This window comes from Devosia sp., assembly GCF_017307565.1.
In the GTDB taxonomy this organism is placed as follows: Bacteria; Pseudomonadota; Alphaproteobacteria; order Rhizobiales; family Devosiaceae; genus Devosia.
Genome location: NZ_JAFKHD010000268.1, coordinates 1 through 2,696, shown reverse-complemented (window position 1 = coordinate 2,696; position 2,696 = coordinate 1). Strand labels below are relative to the sequence as shown.

The window sequence follows — 2,696 nt, the reverse complement described above, 5'->3', positions numbered from 1 at the left end:
CTCGGCTTCCTGCGCGGCCAGCTTCGCCTCACGGCGCTTCTGCACAATCCGAACCGACAGGATTGCCAGTTCGTAAAGCGCGTACATCGGCAGGGCAAGCCCGATCTGGGAAATCGGATCTGGCGGCGTAATGAGAGCCGCAACGATCAAAATACCGACGATGGCGTAGCGACGCCCCTTCTTCAGCATCTCCACATTGACGAGATCGATCTGCGCCAGAAGCGTCAGCACAACCGGCAGCTGGAAGCAAATACCGAAGGCAAGGATAAGCGTCATGGCGAATCCGAGATACTCGGACACACGCGGCATGAGCTTGATTTCTTCCGTCTCCATGCCTGCAAAGAAGTGCAGCGCCATGGGCAGGACGGTGAAATAGACCATCAGGGCGCCGAGCACGAAGAAGACCGGCGTGGCGATCAGATACGGCACCAGGGCCTTGCGCTCGTGCTTGTAGAGCCCCGGCGCCATGAACAGATAAATCTGCGTGGCGATGAAGGGGAAACCGAGGAAGATGGCACCGAAGAAAGCCAGGTTGAGTTCGGTGAAGAACAGTTCCTGGGGCGCGGTATAGATCAGCTCGATCTTGTGCGTGGGGTCGCTGCTGTAAACGCCGCGATATGGCCCGAGAAGCACGTCGAAAATGTTCTTCGAGATGAGGAAGCAGCCGATCATCAGCACGACGATGGCAATAGCACATTTGATGAGCCGCTTGCGCAGCTCGATCAGATGTTCAAGAAGCGGCGCTTCGCTGCCGGCGAGTTCATCTTCGACTTCGGGCTTGTTCTTGTCTTCGAGCTGCGGCTGATTGGCGTCGGCCATAGTTATTTCGTTTCTGCCGGATCAGCCGGCTTCTTGCGCGGCGCCCGCGGCTTCTTTACCGGCGCGGCCGGCTCGGCAACAGCTTCGACGGCGGCGGCAGCCTTGGTGCGCGGCTTGCGCGCAGGCTTGGCGAGCAGTGCAACTTCTGCGCTCACCGCTTCCGGCGAGGCAGTCTTCTTCGCGGCTGGCTTTTTCGCAGCGGGGGCCTTGGCAACGGTTGCCTTTGCAGGAGCTGCCTTGGCCGTAGCAGGCTTCTTCGCGGCCGGCTTCTTGGCCTGCTTCGCTTCTGCCACAGGCGGAAGCTCTGTCGAGGTCACAGGCGATGTCGGCGCAGCGGCCACTGTTTTGGGCGCAACCTGGGCGGCCTTTACGGGCTCGCTGGGCTTCTCGCCCGCCTTGAAGCCATAGTCGGCGGCAAGTTCGTCATTCGTCTTCGGCGCCGCGGGCATACCGGCCGCGCTGCGCAATTCGTCGACGACGCTCTCGACCTTGGGATCCGCCGGCTTGATGATGCCGCTCGGCTTGGGACCGGTCGGCGTCATCGTGTTGAATTCCTTACGAATCTCCTCAGCCGTCTTTTTCAGCGGCGAGGTGATGGAGTTGCGCAGGTTGCGCACTTCATCGAGACCGGTTGTACGGTTGATTTCACGCTGGAACTCATTGCCCATGCGGCGAATTTGGGCCGCGAACTTACCCAGCCGTCCCATGACGACGGGCAGGTCCTTGGGGCCGATGACGATCAGCGCGACAACGCCGATCACCAGCATCTCTGTCCAGCCTAGACCGAGCATAAAGAAAGTCTCCGGGCGCGGCAGCGGGCCGCAAAGTCAAGGCCGAGAAGGATCAGACGTCCTTGCGCTCGGTTTCGCGAGCGTCGACTTCAGCAGTCGTGGCGACACGTTCAACCGGCTTGTCTTCGTCGTCCTTCATGCCTTTCTGGAAGGCTTTGATGCCCGACGCGACTTCGCCCATCATGCCGGAGATCTTCCCGCGGCCGAACAGCAGAATGACAACGACGGCGACAACGAGAATGCCCCAAATGGAAGGCGCGTGCATGGTGATCTCCCTAGACTTTCAGAACGCGTTACACGCGATAGATGACCGAGAAATAGGTTCAATCGCGGGCAAACACAAGAACGTGTTGCCGTTGCCCACTCACGAAAGCGGCAACCGGCCTATTTGACTATTCTTCCTCGACCGCCGTATCGCCAAGATCATCGGGCTCCAGCGGATCTTCGTCGTCTCGGATTTCACCGTCAAAAGGCAGTGGAATCTGCAGGGAGGGCGGCAAACGCGACGAGAGGAGCCCTGCCCCCTTGAGCTCGTCGAGCCCCGGAAGGTCCGAGAGGCTCTCAAGGCCGAAATGATCGAGAAAGGCGTCGGTCGTGCCATAGGTCACAGGCCGCCCCGGCGTCCGGCGCCGGCCGCGCATGCGCACCCAGCCCGCTTCCATCAGGATATCCATGGTGCCCTTGCCCACGGCGACGCCGCGTACTTCCTCGATTTCGGCGCGGGTGGCCGGCTGATGGTAGGCAATGATCGCCAGGTTTTCGAGCGCGGCGCGCGACAGCGGCCGGGTTTCTTCTTCCTCACGGCGCAGCAGGAAGCCCAGATCCTCGGCGGTGCGGAAGGCCCAGCGCTCGCCGCGGCGGACAAGATTTACGCCGCGATTGGAATAGAGCGCGCGCAATTCTTCAATCAGCGCCGGAAGATTGGCGCCTTCACCGACATAGGGCGACATTTCGGCGAGCGAAAGCGGCTCGGCCGACGCAAAAAGCAGCGCTTCGAGAATGCGCAACTGGCGTTGGCGCACTTCCCCGTTCACACCATCCTCATCGTTCATGACGGATCACGCCTCCGGCGACGCAGTAATATGG

Annotated in this window: 4 protein-coding genes; all 4 read right to left on the bottom strand. The window is 60.9% G+C overall.

The features are described 5' to 3' along the window. On the bottom strand, nt 1-819 hold an 819-nt coding region (tatC, locus tag J0I64_RS08450), incomplete at its 3' end, for a twin-arginine translocase subunit TatC (RefSeq protein ID WP_291407144.1). Nucleotides 820-821: 2 nt separating this feature from the next. Further along, on the bottom strand, nt 822-1,610 hold the full coding sequence (gene tatB / locus J0I64_RS08445; protein ID WP_291407143.1) for a Sec-independent protein translocase protein TatB: 789 nt from the start codon (nt 1,608-1,610) through the stop codon (nt 822-824). A gap of 52 nt (nt 1,611-1,662) precedes the next feature. Further along, nucleotides 1,663-1,875, bottom strand: coding sequence for a twin-arginine translocase TatA/TatE family subunit (locus J0I64_RS08440; RefSeq protein WP_291407142.1), 213 nt, complete (start codon nt 1,873-1,875; stop codon nt 1,663-1,665). 127 nt (nt 1,876-2,002) lie between these two features. Beyond that, a complete protein-coding gene (gene scpB, locus J0I64_RS08435) occupies nt 2,003-2,662 on the bottom strand; it encodes an SMC-Scp complex subunit ScpB (protein ID WP_291407141.1) in 660 nt (219 codons plus the stop codon). Nucleotides 2,663-2,696: the final 34 nt, after the last annotated feature.